14 protein-coding genes are annotated in these 23,061 nt (G+C 57.2%); 5 read left to right on the forward strand and 9 right to left on the reverse strand.

The window, feature by feature from the left end; all coding sequences use genetic code 11:
* Nucleotides 1–106: 106 nt before the first annotated feature.
* From dinB to WCO56_20820, 9 genes are all read right to left on the reverse strand, one after another.
* Nucleotides 107–4,384 (reverse strand): DNA polymerase IV, encoded by a 4,278-nt coding sequence (gene dinB / locus WCO56_20780; protein ID MEI7732022.1) that lies wholly within the window; start codon nucleotides 4,382–4,384, stop codon nucleotides 107–109.
* On the reverse strand, nucleotides 4,381–5,001 hold the full coding sequence (lexA, locus tag WCO56_20785) for a transcriptional repressor LexA (protein ID MEI7732023.1): 621 nt from the start codon (nucleotides 4,999–5,001) through the stop codon (nucleotides 4,381–4,383). Before lexA ends, dinB begins: the two co-directional genes overlap by 4 nt.
* Nucleotides 5,002–5,094: 93 nt before the next feature.
* On the reverse strand, nucleotides 5,095–5,550 hold the full coding sequence (locus WCO56_20790; GenBank protein MEI7732024.1) for a hypothetical protein: 456 nt from the start codon (nucleotides 5,548–5,550) through the stop codon (nucleotides 5,095–5,097).
* 187 nt (nucleotides 5,551–5,737) lie between these two features.
* Nucleotides 5,738–8,851 (reverse strand): type I restriction endonuclease, encoded by a 3,114-nt coding sequence (locus tag WCO56_20795; protein MEI7732025.1) that lies wholly within the window; start codon nucleotides 8,849–8,851, stop codon nucleotides 5,738–5,740.
* Complete coding sequence (locus tag WCO56_20800; protein MEI7732026.1) at nucleotides 8,848–9,435, reverse strand: hypothetical protein; 588 nt, start codon at nucleotides 9,433–9,435, stop codon at nucleotides 8,848–8,850. The genes WCO56_20795 and WCO56_20800 overlap by 4 nt, the downstream gene beginning before the upstream one ends.
* A 13-nt stretch (nucleotides 9,436–9,448) precedes the next feature.
* Entirely contained in the window at nucleotides 9,449–10,678 is a 1,230-nt protein-coding gene (locus WCO56_20805; GenBank protein MEI7732027.1) for a restriction endonuclease subunit S, read from the reverse strand.
* A complete protein-coding gene (locus tag WCO56_20810) occupies nucleotides 10,675–11,601 on the reverse strand; it encodes an Abi family protein (GenBank protein ID MEI7732028.1) in 927 nt (308 codons plus the stop codon). Before WCO56_20810 ends, WCO56_20805 begins: the two co-directional genes overlap by 4 nt.
* A complete protein-coding gene (locus WCO56_20815; protein MEI7732029.1) occupies nucleotides 11,598–12,287 on the reverse strand; it encodes a BRO family protein in 690 nt (229 codons plus the stop codon). The genes WCO56_20810 and WCO56_20815 overlap by 4 nt, the downstream gene beginning before the upstream one ends.
* Before the next feature lie 148 nt (nucleotides 12,288–12,435).
* Nucleotides 12,436–14,178 (reverse strand): class I SAM-dependent DNA methyltransferase, encoded by a 1,743-nt coding sequence (locus tag WCO56_20820; protein MEI7732030.1) that lies wholly within the window; start codon nucleotides 14,176–14,178, stop codon nucleotides 12,436–12,438.
* Nucleotides 14,179–14,716: 538 nt separating this feature from the next.
* Here WCO56_20820 and WCO56_20825 point away from each other — a divergent pair.
* The 5 genes from WCO56_20825 (at nucleotide 14,717) to WCO56_20845 (ending at nucleotide 23,014) form a co-directional block, all read left to right on the forward strand.
* Nucleotides 14,717–16,006: a nodulation protein NfeD gene (locus WCO56_20825; GenBank protein ID MEI7732031.1), complete on the forward strand. Its 1,290-nt coding sequence runs from the start codon at nucleotides 14,717–14,719 to the stop codon at nucleotides 16,004–16,006.
* 20 nt (nucleotides 16,007–16,026) lie between these two features.
* Nucleotides 16,027–16,797 carry a slipin family protein gene (locus tag WCO56_20830; GenBank protein MEI7732032.1) on the forward strand — a complete coding sequence of 257 codons (771 nt, stop codon included), beginning with the start codon at nucleotides 16,027–16,029 and terminating at the stop codon, nucleotides 16,795–16,797.
* Nucleotides 16,798–17,409: 612 nt separating this feature from the next.
* Nucleotides 17,410–18,054: a DUF4062 domain-containing protein gene (locus WCO56_20835; protein ID MEI7732033.1), complete on the forward strand. Its 645-nt coding sequence runs from the start codon at nucleotides 17,410–17,412 to the stop codon at nucleotides 18,052–18,054.
* Nucleotides 18,051–19,535 carry an RNA-binding domain-containing protein gene (locus WCO56_20840; GenBank protein MEI7732034.1) on the forward strand — a complete coding sequence of 495 codons (1,485 nt, stop codon included), beginning with the start codon at nucleotides 18,051–18,053 and terminating at the stop codon, nucleotides 19,533–19,535. Before WCO56_20835 ends, WCO56_20840 begins: the two co-directional genes overlap by 4 nt.
* Before the next feature lie 158 nt (nucleotides 19,536–19,693).
* The gene (locus WCO56_20845) at nucleotides 19,694–23,014 is read left to right on the forward strand and encodes a LamG-like jellyroll fold domain-containing protein (GenBank protein MEI7732035.1); all 3,321 of its coding nucleotides are present in this window, start codon (nucleotides 19,694–19,696) and stop codon (nucleotides 23,012–23,014) included.
* Nucleotides 23,015–23,061: the final 47 nt, after the last annotated feature.

The following is a 23,061-nucleotide window of genomic DNA, read 5'->3' on the forward strand; positions in this document are numbered from 1 at the left end:
GGTTGGATACTTGAACATGAAATCGCACCCAGGATCGGCGCAGCGGTACCACGAAGTGTATTGCCGGTCGGTGCCTTGATAGCCATGGTTTGAAACCACAAGCACCTCACACGGTACGAAGCCGCGGTTTCCCAGCTCGCAGCACCCGCAGTGAATATCCGCGCCCGTTCTCAAAGGGCTCCACCATTGCGCTGACTTCAAGCACCGGGTAGCGCACCGTGGCCAAGCCGTAGCTGCGGTAGGTCGAGGCGAACAGTTCCGTCTCGACGATGCCGGTCCGGTCCGCCAGGGTGAGGAACTTCATCGTCTCACCGGTGACCTGATGGTGGCTGCGCTGCTCAATGATAAGGCCGCAGGTGACCACCTGTTGCCCAATGTTCTCGCTCAACCGGTTTACCGGGCAGTAGGTGTCCCACGCGATGTCTGGATACAGTTCCAGCGGATGACCACTGGCGGTAAAGCCGAGCAATTCCGTTTCCCATTCGAGCCGCTGCTGGCGCGTCGGTTCCTGCAATGGCACGGCGGGCACCCGGTCAGTCACGGGTGCTGGCAGCAACCAGCCCTGGCCGGAATCTGCCGTGCCACCGAAGGCGTGGTAAAGCTGCTGTGCTTCCCAGAACTGCGCAGTTCGTGATTTGCCGAATTCATCGAACGCCCCCACGCGCAATAACGATTCCATCTCTTCCCGGCCCGGCACGACACGCCGGTAAAAGTCGGCCAGCGAACTGAACACGTTCTGTTGTCGTTCCTGGATCATGCGCTCCTGCGTTCGCTGCGAAAGACCTTTCACGCGGGTTAGAGGCACGCGAATGGATTGGTCTTCGACTTCAAATTGCGGGCCAGGCTGGTTCGCGGAAGGCGGCTGGAACCGGATGCCGATCCGGTAACATTCCAACACGTACACGAGCGGGTGGTAAAAGCCCTTGCCGTTCGTCAAGACCGATGCCATGAACTCCGCCGGGTAATATCGCTTCAACCAGGCGCTCTGATAAGCCTCGACGCCGTAGGCGGTGCTGTGCGCCTTGCAGAAGGCGTAGCCCGCAAAGCCACGCACCAAGTCCCAAACCTCGGCAATCTTCGCCTCGGCATGTCCCCGCTTGCGGGCGGCAACCATGAACTCCTGCTGGATTTCCTCGATGACCGCCACCTTTTCCTTGCCGAGGGCGCGGCGTAGCACGTCTGCGCGTCCCGGCGGCAGCCCGGCAAACGCCTCGCAGATTTGCAGGATGTGCTCCTCGTAGATGACCAACCCGAAGGTGCTCTTAAGGCAGGGTTCCAGCGAGGAATGTGGGTACGTGACCGGTTCCAACTCCTGGTAGCGCCGGGCAAATGCCTGTTTCTTGCCTTCGTTGGCCGCGCCGGGGCGGATGACGCTGACAATGGCGATCAGCCCGTCAATGTCATGCACATGGCATTGGCGGCACAAGCCCACCATCGCCGGAGATTCGATATGATGCACCGCACGGGAACCGCCGCTGGCCAGCATCTCCCATACCTGCGGGTCCTGCCACGGTTCCAACTCGCTGAGGTTCACCGCGATGCCGCGCCGTCTGATCCAGGCCATGGCGTCGCGCATGACCGCCAGCCCGCCTTGGGCAAGGATATCCATCTTCACCAGGCCAAGGGTCTCGACTGCATCCATGTCATAGTGCGTGGTGGGGTAGCCCTTGTTCGACGTGAATGTCGGTGTGAGCGCGTGCATGGGTTGACGCGACAGCACCAGCCCGCAGGGGTGCATCTTCGGGTAGCGCGGGAACCCGTCCAAGAACGCGGCCATCTCCAGTGCTGTACGGTACGGCTCCTCATGGATAGGCAGTTCGCGGCACTCCTGCTTGTCCTGCAACGCCTCGGTGATGGCGCTGGCGCTTGCCCACGGAAAATGCTCGGTAAAGCGCCGGATTTGGAACTCGGAAACGCCCAGCACCTTGCCCACCTCCGCCACGGCACTCCGGGCTTGGAAGGTCGAGAAGCCACCCACAATCGCCGTATGTTCTGCCGTGTACCTCTCAAAAATCAGGTCCACCACGTCGTCCTTGCGGTCGTGCGGGAAATCCACGTCAATATCCGGCAGCTTGTGCATCGCCATCCGTTCCTTGTTCAGAAAGCGTCGGAAGTAGAGGTCAAAGCGGATCGGGCACACCTCGGAGATGCCCAGGCAGTAGCACACGAGCGAGTCCGCCGCACTGCCACGGGTGATCCAGTCAATGCCGCGCCGGCGACACTCCTGAAGCAGGTCCCAAACCACCAGAAAGTATTCCTCGTAACCGACCTCCGCGATGATGCCCAACTCTTCCTCAAGCTGCGGACGCAGGCGGTCAGCGCGGTCCCGGTAACGGCAACGCACGCCATCCAGCACCAGTTTCCGCAAGAACGCGTGCGGCGTGGTGCCATCCGGTGGTTTGAAGGCGGGAAACTGTGGCGGGGCGGGACTGAGTGCAAAGGCACACCGATCCGCGATCTCCTGCGTGTGGCTAAGCAGTTCAAGCTGGTCGCGAAACGCGGCCCGCACTTCACCTGGCGGACGGAAATGGAACTCCCCCGTCAACCGCTTCCCTGGATGCGCCTGCCGCAGCAGGGTACCTGTACGGATGGACTGTACGATGTCGAACTTCTGCCGGTCGGCAGGAACGGCATAGTGAACCGGCTGCACCAGCACACCGGGTAATGAGTCGGATCGTTGTTCCTCGGTAGACGTAACCGCGCGGTAGAACCGACCGCTGAACCGGTTTGCCAATGCCGTATGCCGGCTGACCGCCAGCAAGCCATCCGTAAGACCGTCCAATTGCCGGAGGCGCAGTGCCACGTGTCGCAGGCTGGCAGGTTCATCCTCATTTCCAGCCTCGGCCTGATCTTGGGATAGCAGGCGGCAGAGGTTAGCGTAGCCGGTGTTATTCTCGACGTAAAGCCAGACGGGCTGGCCATCCACCTCGACCTCGGCACCCACAATCGGCTTGATGCCAGCCTGCCTGGCCGCAAGGCAGAGCTCGACCGCACCGTGAAGATTGCCGGTATCCGTAAGCGCTACGGCAGGTAATTCGTGTTTCCGGGCCAGAGTAATGATGGCCGGGATGGAAAGGGTGGAGTCGAGGAAAGAAAAGTGACTATGGACATTCAGCGGAATGTAGGGAGTAACCTTCCGCAACACGGGCAGGCGAGCAAGACGGGATGCCGGCTGGGGTTGGGAGCGCAACAGTGACGCGCTGTCCAAGGCCGGTTCCCGCAGCCGGAAGTCGTGGCCGCGCAGGATGACTTCGCGCCCATGGGTGCGGCGCAGCTCATCCACTATGGTGGCCAGTCGGCGCTGGGCGTCGTGGGACTGGCCGCGCGCCTCCAGTGTAAGCTCGGTACGCCCGATGCCGTCATACACGTTCGAGAGCTTGAGCGAGACCAGCCGGAGGCTCACGCGCCGTTTCCAGGCCTCCCGGAACAGCGCGTGAATACGTCCGTACAGGTCGGTTTCAAGATCGGTGGGTTCTGGGAGACTCTCCCCGCACTGATCTTCCGCCATGTCGTTGTAGCGCACTTTCACCGTCAGCGTGCGGATGCTCTTGCCATCGGCGCGCACCTTGGCCATGAGGTCGTCCGCCATGCGGCGCAACAAGGCCTCGGCGTAATCCTCATCGGTGACATCGGCCTCGAACGTCTGCTGCTGGCTATAGGACTTTGCTGGAGCGCTTATTGGCAGCACGGGACGCTCATCAATGCCGTCCGCGTACGCTTTAAGCGTCAAAGCCAGTTTGCCGACTAATAGGTGCAAAAGATCGGTGGGGGTTGCTGCAATGTGCCGGATGAAGGCGAGTCCGGCAGCATCAAGGCGTTGCGCTGTCTGCGGTCCAACGCCCGGTAGCCAGCGGTTAGGCAGCGGATGCAGGAAGGCCACCTCGGTGCCAGGCGGCACACTCTGAAAGGCAGCGGGCTTGTGCAGCTTGGAGGCGATTTGACTAACCAACTTGTTGCTGGAGATACCCTCGCTGACGGAAATCTTGAGCGTCTGGCCGATGGCTGTGCGGATAATTTGCGCCACGTCCAATGCGGGCTTGGACACCCCGCTCAGGTCGAAGTAGCCCTCGTCAATCGAGGCGATCTCCACGTCCGGGGTGAAGTCGTACGCATAGCTGAACATCCAGCGGGAGAAGCGCTCGTACTTTTCAAAGTCACCCGGCAGAATGATGAGCTTGGGGCAGAGCTTCCGCGCCCGCGCGGTGGGCATGGGCGTATAGACCCCGAACCTCCGCGCCTCGTACGATGCGGACGCAATGATGCCCCGCTTTTCACCGCCTACCGCAATGGGTTTGCCGCGCAGCCGCACGTCAGCAGCCTGTTCGACCGAGGCGAAGAAGGCATCGGCATCCAGGTGGACAATGACGCGGGGACGCTCATTCATTTACGTTTGCGAATCAGGGTAACCATCACCCCCTGGATCACCAGTTCGCTGGCCGGGATCAGGTTGGGGTACTTGGGGTTCTCGGCGCGCAGATAGGCTTTTCCGCGCTCGGTCACGAAGGTCTTGAGCGTGCTTTCGTTGTCAATCAGGGCGGCCACCACGTCGCCCGTGCGGGGGGTGCGTCCGTGCTCCAGCACCACGATGTCCCCGTCCATAATATGCCTACCGATCATGGAATCGCCTTTCACCCGCAGCGCAAACGTGCGGGCCGTTGGCTGGATGCCAAGCGTTTGAATGTCAACGGACACGCATCCTTCAGCCTCCTGCTTCCGGTCCTCGGCAAACCCAGCCGGAATCGAGCCGAAGATGGGGATGTCCACCACCCGCTTCCGCAGTGCCGCCAGCGGCGACCGTACACGCAACGACCTCGCCTGTCCGGTTTCCTCAGCCAGGATGCCTTTCTTGCGAAGTGCCCGGACATGATTGACAATCGTGCCGACACTGCCCAACCCGAAGTGTGCCGCGATCTCACGAAAACTGGGCGCAACACCCCGTTCCCGGTGGCGCTGGTCAATAAAGTCGGCGATTTGCTGCTGGCGTTGTGTTAGCGTATGCATAGCGTACAAATGTACGCTACTACCACCTGTTCCCCCTGTCAAGCGGGGAGCAACCGAAAAAGCGGGAGCCCACGAATGCCATTCCCCCCTGGGTTAAGCAGTTGCTTGTGCCCGCAACGTCTCATAAAGGCGGACGTGATTGAGCAGGATGTCGCGCATGCCGTTCTGGACTGTGGCTGAATTCAATGCCTGGGTACACCACATGGCCCGGAATAGCAGAATGGCACGAAGACCTCCAGATCTTGGCCTGCATCCTGAGTCATCAAAACGAATTTTTTCTGGCCCACATAGAACTATCAAAAGTTGGTGCCTTACCTCGGTCTTATTGCTGGCGCTTGGGCTGGTGCCGAAATACCTCGTGAAGGCCCCAACGCTAAGATTGCCGGTATAGAATGGGATGGGCGTGGGGCCAATGGCGTCAGCTTCGCTGGTGACGGTACGGTTGGCCAGGTCCGCGGCCTTCGCCAGGAACGTATTGAACGGAGACAATGCCACCGAGATGACAATTACTGATAGGAATTTACTTTTGGGCACATTTGATGCTTTCACTTGTCGCGTTGCGGTAAGGAAGCATTGCTTTTGGCATGTCTTAAGTTTTCACGTCGTGTGCTCATGAATGGGAGCCTAACCTCCGTGGTGATGTGGTTCAAGCGTGATTTCTGCCAAGACAGTCGGCAGGATGTACATGCGGTGTGCTGGAACACATTGGTCTCACCGCACAAAGCGCACCTGGAAACTAAGCTGTGGCTTGTGCCCGCAACGTTTCATATAGGCGGACGTGATTGAGCAGGATGTCGCGCATGCCGTTCTGGACCTGGGCTGAGTTCAATGCCTGGGTGCTCATGGCATTGTGCGCGTCCAAGGCTCCCATGATCGCATTCAATAATTCGTTTTTTAGGTCCGGGGAATTGGCGAACTGTTCCTTGGTGTTGTTGGCTGCCTGTTGTTTCAAGGTCTCCGATTCCAGCAGCTTCCCCTTGATCACGTTGTTGACATAAACCAGCTTATCCTGATCCGTCAAATCTCCCTCAAATAGATCGTTCAATTTCTCGATAATTTCATCGAGGTGCGCTTTTTCCTTCTCCTGCAACATCCCACTGCCCGCTTCCAGGATCGGCTCCAGCTTAGGGAGCTTACCAGCATAGAGTGGCATCGGACGCTTGCCGAGGTTCTTAAGGTGATGATGGGTCAGCACCACTTTTGAGAGGTCTATGCCTTCCCGCTCCCGGCCAAACTCTAGCAAAGGCAGCAGGCGTTTGTAGAACATCGCCCGTTTTTCCAGCGCCGTGTTGCCGTAGTCAAAGATCTGGGAAAGGAAGGTGTATAGCCGGAGGTACGCTCCCATGTCGGTCTTGAACAAGATCAGCGCGTTCAGTTCGTCCTGCGCAGCTTTGGTAGCCGCGTCATCCTGCTTCGTCTTGGCAGCCAATAACGCTTCCTGGGCAACCTTGTAGCGTTTCATCAACCGATCCCGCACTGGTTCCAAGGCACTGACCAATTCGCTTTGCTTTGCCTTAGGGTTCAGTTCCACGGCCACCACCCGATCCACTTCCAAATCATCGTAATGCCCGGCCGCATCGAGTTTAGCGCGGAGGTTGAATACCAGGTTCGGGTCAGTGGTATCCGATAACTGCACCGTAGTATGATACGTCTTAAAGGCCGTGAGCACTTCCTCCGTATCGTTCACAAAATCCAGCACGTAGGTTGTGTCCTTGCCAGGATAAGCACGATTGAGGCGGGATAGCGTTTGCACGGCCTGGATGCCCGCCAATCGCTTATCCACATACATCCCGCAAAGCAATGGCTGGTCAAAGCCGGTCTGGAATTTATTCGCCACCAGCAGAATCTGGTACTCGTCGCCCTTGAACGCTTCACGGATATCGCGGCCCTTCAGGTTGGGGTTCAGGGCATGGCTGTTTTCCGTGAACCCGTCCGGACCAGAATCTTTATCATTCACCTCGCCAGAGAACGCTACCAACGTGCGGATCGAATACCCGCAATCCTTGATGTAGCGGTCAATCGCCAGTTGCCAGCGCACCGCCTCGATACGGCTGGCCACCACCACCATGGCCTTGGCTTTGCCGTTCAACAGCGGGGCCACGTATTCGCGGAAGTGCTCTACCACGATCTGCACCTTCTGGCTGATGTTATATGGATGCAGCCGTACCCAACCCATGATCCGCTTCAATGCTGCGCTGCGTTCCACCGTCGTTTCATCGTAATCCTTGCCGTTATGCGCCAGTTTGAATGCGAGCCGGTAGGGCGTGTAGTTCTGGAGCACATCGAGAATGAACTTTTCCTCGATGGCCTGCCGCATCGAATAAACATGGAACGGATACGGTACATTGTCACTCGCCGGTTTCCGTGAGGGATCCGGCCGTGTGCCAAAGATCTCCATCGTCTTATTCTTGGGCGTGGCGGTGAAGGCAACGAAGGTAATGCCACTATCCTCGGCCCGCGCAGTCATTTGAGCAGCCAGGATGTCTTCTGTGCTGATTTCGCCACCGTCTTTCAGTTCCTTCAATTCCTCGGGAGACAGCACCGCCTTTAACTTCGCTGCTGCTTCGCCGGTCTGTGAGCTATGGGCCTCATCAGCGATCACGGCAAAGCGTTTGCCTTGAGTAGCCGCCAGCTCACGCACCGCTTCCAAGGCAAAGGGGAAGGTCTGGATAGTGCATACCACGATCTTCTTGGCCCCGGATAATGCCGCAGCCAGTTCACCGCTTTTGCTGCCGTCGTTGCCCTTGATCGTTGCCACTACCCCGCTGGTACGCTCAAAGTCAAACAGTGCTTCTTGAAGCTGCGAATCAATCACAGTGCGATCAGAGACCACCACCACGGTATCAAAGATTTTTTTGGCCTGGGCATCATGCAGTTCCGCCAAAAAGTGGGCCGTCCAGGCAATGCTGTTCGTTTTGCCCGAGCCCGCCGAATGTTGGACGAGATATTTATTGCCCGGCCCATCTTTGAGCACGGCCGCCTGTAGCTTGCGCGTTACGTCGAGCTGATGATACCGGGGGAAGATGATCTTGGTGATCTGCTTCTTTTTGTCGCGCTGGGCAATGAGGTAACGGCCCAGGATTTCCAGCCAGCTTTCCCGCTGCCACACCTGTTCCCAGAGATACGCGGTACGATGGCCACCAGTAGGGTTTACGGGATTGCCCGCCCCACCGTTGTCACCCTGGTTAAACGGCAGAAAGCTGGTCTCTGCCCCATCCAGCCTGGTCACCATGTGTACCTCACTGTTGCTGACGGCAAAATGGACCAGAGCGCCGTTGGGAAAGCTTAACAGTGGTTCGGGTGCCTGGCCCTTCGGCTTGGGGTTGCGATCAAAGCGGTACTGGTCAATGGCATCCCCGATACTTTGCGTGAAATCGGTCTTCAGCTCCGTGGTGGCAACAGGCAGACCATTGAGGAACAGCACCAGATCAATGCTGTTTTCGTTGTGCAGGGAATAATGCACCTGCCGGACGATGCGCAACTGGTTAGCAGCGTAACGTGCTAGTATATCGGCATTGATGGCGAGGGCCGGCTTAAACTGGGCCATGAGCAACGGTTGTTTGAGGCCCAGCAGTTCAATACCGTGCCGCAATACATCCAGGGTACCGCGCTGATCAAGCTGATCGCGTAGCCTGGCCAGCAACGTCTCACCCGCTTTTGCACCGTGGTTTTTGACGAGAACATCCCACGCCTTCGGTTGCGTCGCCTGTACCCAAGCCAGCACATCGGCCGGATATAATGCGCGTGCCCGGTCGTAGTTTGCCGCATCGCCTTCGGCATACAACCAACCGTTAGCGCCGAGGTGTTGGCAAATCTCGGTCTCGAAATTGATTTCTTTGTGCAGGCTCATGGCACGGTTGGTGAGATTGAACTGATGTATTTTGCTCCAGCTCTGGTGATACCGTAGATTTGCGTAGAGTCACTCCCCCCTGGTTGTCGAGCAATCAGTCCACAATGCTCCAAAATATTAAGATCGTCTGGAAAGAAAATGGGGTCGGAAATAGTGAGTAGCTGACTGGTTTCCTCAAAAAACGCATGAATAGGATCGTCGCAGAACACAAAGGTCCTGCACTTTGAATTAACCAGTTCGCGTAGAACAGAGACGGCTTGATCTGAAAGGTTAGCATTGGGTAAAAGGGACTTGGAAAGAGATTGAAAGCCTTCCACCCGACTCAAAAACGTGGCAAGAGTGGTATTGATTGCATCAAGTTTTGAGATAGTCACAGCGTTGTCTTGCCGGAGCAAATTCACTACTTCTGTTTGGATTGCGGCCGTATTGCAGATTAGATTTTTGATATCTTCGTGGCGATGATGCTGCAACCACTCTATGAACTCCTGGTGCGCATCACTACCGAGGTTCTTTCGCTCTTGTGCGAACATTCCCAAAAGTTGAACGATTGTCGCGAGCGTATTGGCGGCTGTGAGTGGGTCCATTATCATTGTTTGGTTAGTGGTTGCGCACGTCAATCTGGCCAGTGACGGCAGCAGAGATCAATGCAGTCCGGCGTTCTTGCAGCAGGTCAATCTGATGTGATATTTCCACCAGGAGTTGCTTTTTGTGATGAACAGTTTTCGCCACTGCTTGTTGAATTTGGAGGTTAGGTAGCGGGATTCTCTCCTTAAGCAGTGCTGAAATATTCAATGGCCGATTTCTGCCGGCAGCCCCGCGTGCGTGTTCGTTAAGCAGAAAGTCGCCATGCCTGGTCAATAGCAGCGCGAATAGGTATTCTGTGATAGAAACTCCTGGCTTTCCTCTAAGGACTGGGTATCTATGCGAAACAACGCAGCCATTGTCATCTTCGGAGGCTAAAGCGACTGCACCTTCCCATGCAAATTGCCCACTAATGATGAGGTCTCCTGATTCAACCCAGAAGAAGTCAGAGTCTCCCATGTCGTCCTTCTCGCTGGCATCCTTGTGGAACAACCCCCTTCCTCTGTTGTAGAGGCCAATGCGCGTATACTCTTCCCCGTCTTGTTGGGTTACGGGCCGCGAAATGACCTCAGCTACAGATCCGAATCGTTGATGCTTGGTGTCTGGCATGTCAAATGACGACAAGACCAAAGCTTTTACTTTTTCCGTCAGCAGTTCCATCAACCGCTTTTGTTCCGCCACCAACTCATCAATCTTTGCGGTTTCACGGTCGAGGAAGGCGAGAATCTGCATCAGTTCGTCAGAAGGTGGAAGTGCGATCCGGATTGAACCGATGGTATCGGTATTCAAGTTGAGTTGAGTGCCCCATTTGCCGAGTCCTCCGTAACAAGTCCCGCCTTCAAAGATTCGATACAGAAATTGCGGGGCGATTTTTAACGTTGGAAAGTAAACAAAACCATCGTGGATGCATGCCTTGATTGCAGATAAACATGGTTTGCCCACAGTGCCTGCAATGCTGATAAACAATTCTCCGGGTGAAATTTTGACACTGAGTGAACTACCCAATTCGGAGAGTCGTTGAGTTGTTTCTTTCAGTACCCCATCGCAGGCAGAGACATCCGCAATCCGTACCCATGCAAACTCGCCTTCATCGTCGAAATACTTTGGATCGTCAATTGGCCTTGGCGACGCCCCACGCTTCACCGGCGATGTCCACTTGATCGAAATTACCGTCCAATGCTCCGGCACTTGACCCAGCCATTCCACCCCGCTGTCCTTGTATTTTGGGTAGCGCGGGAAGCTCATGGGCAAGAGGTAGGCGTTGAGGACTGGGAACTCAAGGACCACAACGGCTGCGATTTCCAGTTTGGTGGGGCACCCATGACACTTGTGTAAACATTCTGTGTTTCAATGAGTTCGGTGAGTTTTCGCCGCCAATGATGGTTGGGTGAAATCTGATCCATGAAGTGCAGCAGCATTAAGAGAGCATTATAGATACCTTTGCAGCCAGTTTGCATTTGGGTTGCCAAAGCTGCCGGACGTTGCGGCAAGGTGACGGACAGCGGAAACTGTCGATCCCAGAGCCGGCCATGGTGTGCGCAAACATTTCGAATGAGTGTCAAACGGTGCAGCCAGGAGGCAAAAACCCGTTCATCCAAGCCGTAAGTGGAGGCGATGGCTCTGCGCGTGGGCATGGGCTTTAGATTGGCATACCAGCGTGAAAGCAGGCCAAGCGACATGACTTCACATACCGCCCAAACCGGCGGCAACTGCTCCTGATACTTGCTGGTAAAATGCCGGATGAAAATTTCATCAGAACGCTCAACTTCCGCCGTGAGCAAGGCGATGTTTTTCTGCCAATGGTCCGAGCGGTAGGCCAGTTGGGGATTAAGGTGCCCATGTGGGCCGTGGCGATGCCCAATCTGGCTGGCCCACTGGGTTCGTACTGAGACCTCAACGCGTTCCAGCGCATCCATCGTAAGCAGGCGAAGCTCGCGATCAAAAACGTAAAGCGCCAGCACTTGCTGGAAACTTGTGCCCGGACGAAAGGTGTGAGTGGCATGGGTCTGCTCAAAAGGCAGCCAATAGGCGCTGAGGCGGTAATAGTTCAGGTGCTTGAGATAAAAAGCAGCTTCTGCTTCATCTTCAATCAACATTCCGCGTTGACGAAGCAGGGCAACCTGCTGCAGGCAGGTGGTGGCCGGTTTCACATAAAACACCTTGCTCATGTCGTTCTCCCAAATGTGTCAGCCACAAAAAAAAGACCCACCGGTTTGAGGATACGCTTGCGCGCATAGCCTTGGCAGGTTCGATTAGAGACACTATGGCTTCTGATCGTGTGGGTGGCAAGAAATTTATGTAAAAAACGACACAACAGCCTGAGATTAAGACCCAGGCCCAAAGCCCCCCAACCCCAACGGGGTTGTGCCTTGGTGGTCGCACCTGAACCGAAGACTGGCAAACCGACACAACCCCGTTGGGGTTGACTGGGAACGGCACGGATTTCCCAGGATAGGCGCTCGTACCTCCCGCTGCTGGGCTGGAGGACACAACGCCGTTGGCGTAGGGGACTATGCTCCGGGGCCTTGGCCAGCCAAAGCTTGATGGGCTCCGCTTTGGGGCTGGGAACGCTTTGCACCAGACGCAGCAGGGTTTCCGCAGTGGCCACTTCGGTTTGGTAGAATTTACCGTCGGCGGCGGGTAATTTCAGTTGGTTACAATTTGTAACCAACTGACTACCTTCCTTGTTGAGACGGTGTTTGAGGACTTTCCAGTAGTTCTGTGCAGCCTTGTAATCCGGCTGCTGCGTCAGCACCCGGATAATATCCACGACGGAAAACCACCAGGTCTCGGTTTTATCGTCGTAAACCCGGCGGATTCCGTGGCCTTCAAAAATGGCGAGATCGTTTTTCATGGCAGCAGGAATAGGTTGCATTGGTTTGGTGAAATTTTCAACCGGTAACGATATGTTACCGATTGGTTGGGGCGGAACGCAGAAACAATCAGTTGGTGACAATTTGTCACCAACTGGCGGGCGGGGCTGAGTTTGGGTGCGGACGAGTTCATTTCGTCAGCCCTCCGATCATAGTCAAGATACGGTCAGTACAGGCCTTCAACTCCGCATCAATCACGTTCAACGGGCGTGGTGGTTGGAAGACATAGAAGTGCCGGTTCAAGGGGATTTCGTAGCCAACCTGGGTCTTCTCATGATCAATCCACGCATCCGGCGCATGGGGCAGCACCTCGCGTTTGAAGTAGGTCTCCACGTCTTCACTGAGCGGCACGTTCTCGGTATCGCGCAAACTGGCATCGGGCATGGGCTTGCCTTTGGCTTTTCCCTTGATGCTGAGAACGATCTTACCTTTGGCATCGCGCTCAGGACGTTCAACGGTGATGGTGCGATAACCAAAGTCCTCATTCTTGAAGATACGGCTGATGGGTACGCCGTCCTTGGTGACCTTCTTGAAATTGCCGAAGATCCGGGTGATCTCCTCAATGTGTTCGGGGCTGAGTTCCTTGCGTTTGCTTCCCAAACTTTTGCGCATCTTCTGCCAAAAGTTGCTGGCATCAATCAACTGCACCTTGCCCTTGCGTTCGGCTGACTTGCGGTTGCTGACGATCCAGATATAGGTGCTGATGCCGGTGTTGTAGAACATGTCGGTAGGCAGCGCAATGATGGCCTCGACCAAATCATTCTCCAGGACATAGCGCCGGATCTCACTTTCACCGGAGCCAGCCCCACCCGTGAACAGTGGCGAACCATTCAATACGATCCCAAACCGACTACCGCCATCCGTAGCCGGGCGCATCTTGGAAATCAGATGCAGGAGGAATAACAGCGAACCATCACTGACGCGGGGCAGGCCAGGACCAAACCGGCCATTGAACCCCATCTGCGCATATTCCTTGCGAATGGCGTCTTCGATCTTCTTCCACTCCACGCCAAAGGGAGGATTGGAGAGCATATAATCGAAGAATTTACCGAGTAATCCATCGGCGGAGAGGGTGTTGCCCAGGATGATGTTGGCGATGTCCTGCCCCTTGATCAACATGTCCGCTTTGCAAATGGCATACGACTCGGGGTTCAGTTCCTGACCATACATCACGAGCCGGGCCTGGGGGTTCAGGCTGCTCAGGTGTTCGTCCGATACACTCAACATACCCCCCGTGCCAGCAGTAGGATCGTAAACGGAACGCACGACGCCCGGTTTGGTCAGGGCATCGTCGTCTTCAATAAACAGGAGGTTCACCATGAGCCGAATCGCATCGCGGGGGGTAAAGTGTTCGCCAGCGGTTTCGTTGGAAAGCTCGGCGAATTTGCGGATTAACTCTTCAAATACGGCCCCCATCTGCGCATTGCTTACCGTATCGGGGTGAAGGTCAATATTAGCGAACTTTTCCGTGACGAGGTACAGCAAACCAGCCTTGGCCAGTTTGTCTATCTGGGTATGGAACTCGAAGCACTCAAAAATATCGCGCACGGCTGGCGAGAAGGCTTGCAGGTAGGCCCGTAGGTTTTCGCCAATGTGATCCTGGTCGCCCATGAGCTTCTTCAAGTCCAGCGACGAGGTGTTGTAAAAAAGCTGCCCAGCCTTGCGCAATAGAAATGGTTCCGGGTTGACGCCTGCCTTGGTACGCTTATCCAATTCCGCCAGCACAGCGGTCTTGGTAGCCTCCAAAACACAGTCAAGGCGGCGCAGCACAGTAAAGGGCAGGATAACCTTGCCGTATTCAGACTGCTTGTAATCGCCGCGCAGGAGATCGGCTACGGACCAGATAAAGGATGAGAGGTTGGGATCGCTCATGGGGTAAAGGGAAAGATTGGGCTGGGCAGAACAGGGCATATCACCGCCGGACATTCGCGCGGATTTGACGTTGCTGCTTTAACCGATGACCTGCTTGCTGCCATACATTTTCACTGCCCGACCACCAATTTAAATGGTGCCTTGCCGGGTTAGTTACTTCGGCGATGACCTTAATGGGAGCGGGACAAGGCGGCAAGGAGAAGTTTAAAAGCCCGTTCAGGAATCTTCGTAGTGATGCGGTTCAAGCGCATAAATCAGGCCGGAGACTGGCGGCTGCAGGCTGGAGGCGGGCAAAAAAGAGCAGCCGGCGGGCGGCAGGCTGCGTGCCCGATTAACCACCTCTCACCCTTCAAAACAATCGCAATTCCAAATGGGGCGAATACCCCATTGCACCGGCTGTTTTTTTAGCTTATATTGATGCTGCCTGAGGGTTAGGAAAAGGCTGCTTGGAGCAGGCAGCCATAGCGGTGGCCCTAACCGTAGGTGTCAAAATAAACATGAAGCATACCGTCAAGCGACATCCTATCGGCAGGAGGCTATGAAGCGAGCGGCTGTCATCGCGGTTGTGGCGTGTCTTGTTGCCGCCGCATCCGTTTGCACGGCGGCGCAAGTGGGAGTGATTCACATCCAGGGGCCGATCGGGCCCGCCACTGCCAGCTACATCGCCCGCGCCCTTGACGTTTCCGGCGGGCGCAACGATGCCTGTCTCGTGATCGCGCTCGACACTCCGGGAGGACTGCTCGAATCCACCAAGGAGATCGTCCAGACCTTCTATTCCTCACGTGTGCCGACGGTGGTTTATGTTTCCCCCGAAGCCGCCACGGCGGGCAGTGCGGGGGTGTTCATCACCATGGCTGCGAATATTGCTGCGATGGCTCCGCACTCAAGCATCGGCGCTGCGCATCCGGTCGCGCTCGGCGGCCTGAGCGGTGGCAGCGAAGAAAAAATGGATGACGTGATGAGGAAGAAGATGGAGAATTATGCCTCCAGCTTCATCGAATCCATCGCCGACAAGCGCAAACGCAACGTCGGGTGGGCCAAATCCGCGGTGATGGAAAGCGCCGCCATTACCGCCGAAAAGGCACTGGAACTGAAAGTGATCGACTTCATTGCCACCGACTTGCCTGACCTGCTCAGGCAAATGGATGGACTCGCCATCGGGAAGGCATCGCTCGTCACGGCCGGGGCCAGCACGGTCGAGATTCCGATGTCGGTGCGGGAAAAGGTGTTTCAACGCATCTGGCGACCCGAGGTGATGTTTGCCCTCATGCTTGTCGTAATGTACGGAATCATTGGTGAGTTGAGCAGTCCGGGAGCGGTTTTGCCGGGCGTGGCCGGACTGATCGCATTGATTGTATTGCTCTACATGTCGTCCATCCTGCCCATGAATCTCGCAGGCCTGACGCTCATCGGGCTGGCCGTGGCGCTGTTCATCATTGACGTCTTTGCCCCCACGCACGGCGTGCTGACCGGTGGCGGCATCGTGGCGTTTTTCCTCGGCTCGCTCATGCTGTTCAATCACACGGCGCCCGGCTTTAAACTTTCCCTCGCCTACATCATTCCGGCCACGCTGCTCACGGCGGCGTTTTTCGTATTCATCGTGGGGGCCGGTTTGCGCGCGCAGTTCCGGCCCGCACTGACCGGCCAGGAAACCATGCTCGGTCGGACCGTGAACGCGCTTTCGCAAATTGACTCGCAGGGTGGCAAGGTGTTCATCGAAGGTGAACTTTGGAACGCCGTCAGCGACGACGTAATTGCAAAAGGTCAGCCCGTCGAAATTGCCGGCATCGAGGGGCTGACGTTGAAAGTGAAACCAAAAACCGGGTAACGTAACGGAGACAACTTATTATGAACGAACTAATCAATGCAGTCATGAAACTGGGACCGTGGGTGGTCGGCATCATTGTCGTGGCGGTGGTGGTGCTGCCGCAGTCAGTACGCATCCTGCGCGAATACGAACGCGGCGTTATTTTCCGCCTCGGCAAGTTGCAGGGGGCGAAAGGGCCGGGGCTGATCTTCCTCATCCCCATGATTGACAAGATGGTGAGGATGGACTTGCGCGTGGTGACCATTGACGTGCCCAAGCAGGAGGTGATGACCCGCGACAACGTGCCCGCCACGGTGGACGCGGTGATCTATTTCCGCGTCGTGGATCCGAACGCCGCCGTGGTGAAGGTGGAAAACTACTGGAAGGCGACTTCGCTCATCGGCCAGACGACCTTGCGCAGCGTGCTCGGCCAGTCGCCGCTGGACGACCTGCTCTCCCAACGCGATATCATCAACCAAAAGCTGCAGGAAATCATTGATAAGCAAACCGAGCCGTGGGGGATCAAAGTCACCGCCGTCGAAGTAAAAGAAGTCGCGTTGCCAGACAGCATGAAACGCGCGATGGCCAAACAAGCCGAAGCCGAACGCGAACGCCGGGCGAAAGTCGTGAACGCGGAAGGTGAATTTCAAGCTGCCGAAAAAATGGTGCAGGCCGCCGCGCTGATCGCCAAGGAACCGATTGCCCTGCAATTGCGCTATCTCCAAACCATGCGTGAAATGGCCAGCGAACACAACACCACGACGTTTCTGCCGCTGCCGATTGATTTGTTCTCGGCGTTTTTGAAAAAGTAATTTGATCCTGTGGCGTCGAGTGTCGAAGAGCTGTGGCGCTGGGAAGGCAAATCCCTCGCTCGCTCTTAATATCAGGCGGGCTTTCGTGTCATTACTCTCGCTCTTGGTGGTGCCTGGACTCAGCAAAGACGGGCAAAGTCACTGAAGAGAGATGGGTGCGCTATTTTGACAAATCCTTCAGCACGAGCGAAGTGACCGCCATTGAGAGTCTGGCGTCCGAGCATGGCGATTCCTTTTAAAGGTCCGCCCGGAGCTGGATTCTGCTTCTAACCGACCGGGCAAAACCCACTCAACGCGACTGGTAGTTTGTCCTTCCCATTTTTACACCAATCGCTAAATTCACCGGCAAGTAAACCCATCCAGCGCAGGTAGTTCGTTGGTTGGTGGCTGGAGGGTGAAATGACATGCAAACAAATTGGTTAACGGTTGAAGGCATCGGCAGTGGGATTGTCTGGAGGATCACACCGCCCGAAAGGGGATGTTGTTGACCATGCCAGCCCCAGCGAGAGGGGCGGGTGCCACTTCATTTCTGGTGGCGCTGGATGCCTGGCTGGAAAGCTCGTGCAAGGTGAGGAATTCATTGTATAATCTGATCGTAGAAACTCGATTTGAATGAGCACTGCAAAACCCAAACTAAGAGTCATGGTTTCCTCGACGGTTTACGGAATTGAGGAACTGCTGGATCGTGTTTACACGCTGCTGACTGCTTATGGCTATGAAGTGTGGATGTCGCATAAAGGAACTGTTCCGGTGCGCTCCGACCGAACCGCCTTTGAAAACTGCCTCGCTGCGGTGGAGAAATGCGATCTCTTTCTGGGAATCATAACGACGCACTACGGCAGCGGCCAGAATCCCGATAATCCCGCCGAGCCATCCATTACCCATCAAGAAATCCAGAAAGCCGTCGCGTTGAAAAAACCGCGTTGGTTGCTTGCCCATGACCATGTCGTCTTTGCCCGGCTGTTGTTGAACAACCTCGGCTTCAAAGGCAAGGCCGCTCGGAAGACTCTTAAACTCAAAAAAACTCCTATCCTGAACGATCTTCGGGTGCTTGACCTCTACGAAGACGCCACAATTGATATTCCCGACGTGTCACTCGACGAACGCGATGGAAATTGGGTTCAAAAATTCCGTTCCACCGAGGATGGATCATTGTTCGCCACCGCCCAGTTCTTCCGCTATCAGGAAGTGGAGCAATTCATTAAGGAAAATTTTGCAGATGGTTCACCGCTGCCAAACAACGGAGGTGAAAAATGAATCCTGCCCAAATCTCAAAACTGCTTTCCTTGGGTGAAGGCCAGCGAGTTGAATTCAAATCCAGTGTCAAGCATGTTGAGGCGCTTGGCCGAGTCATCTGCGGCCTGCTCAATACCTCCGGCGGTTATCTCATCTGCGGCGTGAAAGACCAAGGTTCGGTGCTCGGCGTAGATGTGTCTGCCGACGCCGTCGCTGCTTTGGAAAAACAGCTTTACGAGGGCATTGCTCCCAAAACCCTCGTCGAAATGGAGCTTGCGACACTCGAGGGCAAGCCGATAATCGTTTTTGAGGTTCCTGCGGGCAAGGATGTGCCGTATGCGTTCCGCAATACGATCTACATTCGCTCTGGCGATACCACCCAACCGGCCGACCCGGAGACCATTCGCGACATGGTCCTGCGCCGTCAGACCGAGCCGGAACGTTGGGAGCGGCGGTTCTCCTTTGCCGACATCGAAGCCGACGTGGATTTGGATCAGGTTCGCGCCGTCGTGGCCGACGCACAGAAAGTTCGCCGGGCATTCTTCCGCAATGCCGGGAATCCACAGATGGTGCTGGAAGATTTTTCCGCTGCCAAATACGGTCGTTTAACCAATGGCGGCGATGTCCTCTTCGCCCGCAATCCGGCCACGCGGATGCCGCAGATCCGTGTTCGAGCCATGCGCTACAATTCCGACAAGGCTGGCGACACCTACCGCGACATGAAATCATTTGAAGGTCCACTGCACGCCATTTTCGAGGATGCCTACGCCTTCATTGTACGCAACACGCCGACGGCAGCCCGATTTACCAAAGGCCAGCCAAAACGGGATGATTCGCCACTCTACCCGGAGGACGCCGTCCGCGAGGCCCTCATCAATGCCCTCGCCCATCGCGATTACAGTTCATCGTCGGGCGGCGTCAGTATTCATATTTTCCCGCACCGACTCGAAATTTGGAATTCCGGCAGTTTGCCCGATGGCGTTACGGTTGAAAAATTGAAGCAAGGCCAAATCTCCGTCCTGCGTAATCCCGACGTCTCCCATGTTCTGTATCTTCGCGGCCTTATGGAAAAGGCCGGTCGTGGCAGTGTGCTTATGATCCAGCAATGCCGCGAAAACGGCCTTTCCGACCCGGAATGGAAGTCCGACGAGAAACTCGGAGTAACCGTCATTTTCCGCGCCCCGGAAGTCACCGGGGAAGTCACCGGGGAAGTCACCGGGGAAGTCACCGGGGAAGTCGCCGGGGAAGTCGCCGGGGAAGTTAAACGACTGCTCACCGTCGTGAAAGGGGAAATGAAGCGTCAGGAAATCCAGAACCAACTTGGCCTCAGGCATGAAGAGCATTTCCGGGATGCTTATCTCACGCCCGCGATTCAAGCGGGTCTAATTGAAATGACCCAACCCGACAAACCAAAAAGCAGCAAGCAACGTTATCGCTTAACGCCGCTGGGAGAAGCCATCAGCGCCAAGATCGCGGGATTATCCGACGAAATAATACCATGAACCGTCAATTATTCATAACGTCTCTCTTTCTCCTCTCGCTCGTCGCCACCCTGTCGTCCGCCCTCGCCGCCGATCAGCCTGCGGTGGGGCTTTGGACCTTCGAGAACACCCTCGCTGACCGCTCCGGTCGCGGCAACGATGCCTTCGCCGCCGCACCGGTGTTCGTCCCTGGCCACGCCGGCCAGGGCCTCCAATGCAGCAACGTCCCCACCGTCATCCCGGACTCCCCCGAACTCCGCCCCGCGCCCGGCCTCAAGATTGACTGCTGGGTCAAGCCCACTGAACTGGGGCCCAGCTACCAGCCCATCCTGATCAAGGACCGCGCCTACCAGCTCCGCATTGAATCCCCCAAGGAAGGCGCCCAGTTCACCTTCTTCCTCCACCTCAATGGCTGGGAACCCCGCGTCCACTCCAAAGCGGCCGCGAAAGTCGGCCAGTGGTATCACCTCGTCGCCGCCTGGGACGGCAGGGAAATCTCCCTGGAAGTGAACGGCGACCGCACGACCACCCCGCGCGTCGGCACCCCCACTCCCTCGCGTGAGCCCGTCGAACTCGGTCACTTCCACGGCGTGCTCGATGAACTCCGCATCGAAAACCCTGCCGCCCAATCTTCCGGTGTCGCCCAGTGGCTCTTCGAGGGCAATCTCCGCGACTCCACCACCAATGGCAATCATCTTTCCGGCGAAGGTGCCAGTTTCGTGCCCGTTCCCGGCGGCCAGGCCCTGAAGTCCACCCGCAGTGTCCAGGTCCCCAGCAACCCCAGCCTCCAGCTTGCCCCCGGCTTCCGCATTGATTGCTCCGTCTTTTTTGACCAGGTCCCCGCCGCCGGCGGCTACATCGTGATGAAGAATGGCGAATACCAGCTCCGCCTCGATTCGCAGAAGGAAGGCAGCACCTTCGCCTTTTTCGTTAATCTCAATGGCTGGGAGCCGCGGGAGCGCTCCGAGGAGCGCGTCGTTCCCGGTAAATGGTATCGCATCACTGCGGCCTGGGACGGCTTCAACGTCACACTCGACGTCAACGGTGAACGCAGCCGCCATTCTCGCCGTGGTCTGCCCAAGACCACGAGCAATCCGCTCATCGTCGGCGCTCTCGGCGGACTCCTCGACAATCTCAAGCTCGAAAATCCTCGCCTCCCCACGCTGCAAGTGGACCCCGCCAAACAGGAACACGCCATTCTGATCGCCGGCCGCCCGGAAAAGTTCACGACCACCCTCCGCAACATCGGCCCGGCCACCGATAAGGTTGCCGTCCAGTTCAAGCTTCCCACCGGCATTCGAAACCTGGGTTCCGCTACGCACGAGCTCGGCGCGTTACCTTCCGGGGCGGAGAAGACGATCGAGTGGACGATTCAGGCCGACACCCCCGTGGTTGGCGCTGCCGAAATTCAGGTCGCCGCGGCGGGCGCTTCGCTCATGACCGCGCGCCATCCGCTGGTTTTCTTCCCCACGGAAGACGGCCCGCCTCCCTCCGCCTCCGAGAAACTCCCCGCCACCACCGGCGACGGCAAGGCGACCACGTACTACATTGATAGCCTCGCCGGCAACAACGCCAACTCCGGCACCTCGCCCGATGCACCCTGGAAAGACTTCACCAACATCAATGGCCGCGTTCTCAATCCCGGCCAGCGCCTGCTGCTCAAGCGGGGCAGCGTCTTCAACCAGGAGCTTACCCTCTCCGCCCACGGCACCGCCGGCAACTGGACCGAAATCGGCGCCTACGGCGAAGGTGCCCGGCCCATCATCCGTCGCAACTGGGACATTGACGAGCGCTGCGTCCTCATCCGTAACCCCGACTTCCTCCGCATCCGTAGCCTCACCGTCTGCTACGCCGGCAAGGGCCTCATCGTCTCCTATAGCGAACCCAACCACGGCGGCCTGCTCGTCGAGGACTGCATCGCCCACCACATCGAGGGCCTCTACCGCATGAACGCCCACGGCATCCCGGAATGGCGCGACCGCACCGGCGCCCCTGGCGACCGCACCGGCTCCCGCGGCATCGCCATCACCGGAACTCTCGCCAAAGACCTTGTGCTCCGAAATTGCGAAACCTTCCAGTGCTCCTCGGGCTGGGAAATGCGGGGCAAGGACACCGTCGTGGACCGGGTCTTCTGCCACGACAACTACGCCCACAACACCTCCCCGCACCCTTTCCTCGTGGATATCCACCGCGCCATCCTGCGCAACAGCATCTTTGATGCCTCCGGCTGGCACGCCAGCGCCGGCACCATGGGCATCATGCTCGGCAACCAACAGGGCCTCATCATCCGCAACTGCTACTTCCGCAATCAGCCCGACTCTGGCTCCCATGACGAGGGCGGCATTGATTTCGAAAACAGTGGCAACGCCACCCTGATTGATCACTGCACCTTCGAGAACAACGCCGGCGCTGCCATCGAAGTCCTCGGCCTCCGCTCCCCGCAGACCACCAACATCGAGATCCGCAAATCACGCTTCATCCAGAACAACACGGCGAAGAAACTTGGCCCCTCCGAAATCTTTGTCTGGGGCCGAACCAGCGACCCCTCCGTCTGCTGCAGCAGCGGCCGCGTCAACGGTAACGGCTACGTGCTCCTCTCCAGCATCCAGTTCTTCATCAACGAAAAACCCGAACTCACCTCCTGGACCCTGCACGATAACACCCAGTATTCAAGCGTCCCCGAGATTGACCGCGCCATGCCCTTCAACCGCCCGCCCACCGTCGATGCCGGCCCCGACCTCCGCAGCAGCCAGCGCCGCGTCTTGCTCGCCGGCCGCGTCACGGACGACGGCCAACCCACCGACAAATTGCTCACGAGCACTTGGGAACTCCTTGAAGGCCCCGGCCCGGTCAGCTTCGAAAACGCCCACGCTCCCGCCACCGCTGCCACTTTTGAAAAACCCGGCGATTACCTCCTTCGCCTGGTGGCTGACGACGGCGAACTCTGGCTCAGCCGCATGGTCACCATCCACATCCTGCCACAACCCGCCACCGTGGTTGCCGCCTGGGAATTCAATAAGAACCTCGACAAAGAAGGTTGGACCGAAGTAAACCCCGGCACCACCGTCCAGCAGTGGCCTGCCAAGATCAAGGAATGGTCCACCACCTCCCACCCCGTCAAACTCGTCGCTGGCGGTTACTACATCCTCGCGCTGGAGAACACTCCCGACGCCCACCTCCTCTCCCCCGACCAACTCAACCTCCCCCTCACCGGCAAGGAGAAACTCACCCTCCATTTCCAAAACCACACCCCGGCCACCCAAATGCGCGTCCGCTTCACCACCGACGCCGACCCGAGCTGGACCGACGCCAAGAGCCTCCTGTTCCCAGTCATCCCGAGCGATCTCGCCCCCCGCACTTACACCGTGAACTTGTCCTCGCTCCCTGCCTGGAAAGGCCGCCTTCGCCAACTCCGCCTCGACCTCGCCACCGGCCAACCCCTCACCGGCACCTGCCGCTTTGATTACATCTGGCTCTCCACCCCCACCCCGTATCAGTGATCAGTCATCAGTGATCAGTCATCAGTGATCAGTCATCAGTGATCAGT

Source organism: Verrucomicrobiota bacterium, from assembly GCA_037139415.1.
Classification (GTDB): domain Bacteria; phylum Verrucomicrobiota; class Verrucomicrobiia; order Limisphaerales; family Fontisphaeraceae; genus JBAXGN01.